Genomic DNA, 964 nt, shown 5'->3' with positions numbered 1-964 from the left:
GCAAAGCGTAGTGCAGGTCCTCCCCGAACGGGATCGCCGAGAGCACGGTAAACGCGCGCGCCTTTGCTTGCCAGTGCACGTCAATGGTCCTTTGGACGGGCGGCTTCGGCAGCGGCCTGTCTGGACGAAGAGGGAAGGCGCGATTTCCATGTCCGCAGCCCGTTCTCCTCGAACATGATGCGCGAGCAGCTATGTCCCTGCTGTTCCAGCGCCGCGATGAGCTGGTAGCGTTCGAACGGACGGACGAAGAACATGAAGTAGCCGCCGCCGCCGGCGCCCAGCAGCTTGCCGCCGACGGCGCCGTTCGACTTGGCGAAATCGTAGATGGCGTCGAGCTCGCCTGAAGAGATCTTGGAGCTGAGCTTGCGTTTGGCGTGCCAGGCTTCGTCGATGAGGCGTCCGCAATCCAGCAGCCGGCCGCGAAGGAGATGCTTGCGGATCTCGCGCGTCACCTCCTTCTGCTTGGCAGCGGCGGTCACCGCGTCGGCCGTCGCGTGCTGCGCTTTCTGGTCGCGATGGATCGCGCCGGAGTCATGACCTGCGCCGCTGTAGCAGAGCACCAGGCTCTCCTCGAGCTCGGCAATAATGTTGGGGTCGAGACGCAGCGGTACGATGGTGTTCTGGTCGGAGGAGAACTCCATGTGGTTGAAGCCGCCGAACACGGTGGCATATTGATCCTGCCAGCCGCCGGGAATGTTGAGCATCAGCCGCTCGGCCTGGAACGCCATTTCCGCGATCTCGTGGCGATCCCATTGGTCGCCGCGGAATTCGTTGAAGCAGCCGATGATGGCGGAGGAGACCACCGCCGAGCCGCCGAGGCCGGAGCCGACCGGGAAGTCGGCGGAGACTTCGAGCTCGAACCCGTAAGTCGGCTTGATCAGGCGCACCACCGATTTGATCAGGGCGAGATCGCCGCCCGTGCCGAGCTCGGCGAGACTGCCGGCCTCGACCGTGCGGCGAAAGT

Annotated in this window: 1 protein-coding gene; it reads right to left on the bottom strand. The window is 64.5% G+C overall.

Annotated features, from left to right (window positions below):
* Positions 1–80 precede the first annotated feature (80 nt).
* A partial coding sequence (locus AC1D00_RS42855; RefSeq protein WP_477014885.1) for a GHMP family kinase ATP-binding protein occupies positions 81–964 on the bottom strand: 884 nt, incomplete at its 5' end.

Source organism: Bradyrhizobium sp. P2_E8 (assembly GCF_056403875.1).
The sequence above is the reverse complement of the archived record's forward strand: the minus strand, read 5'-3'. Positions and strand labels throughout refer to the sequence as shown.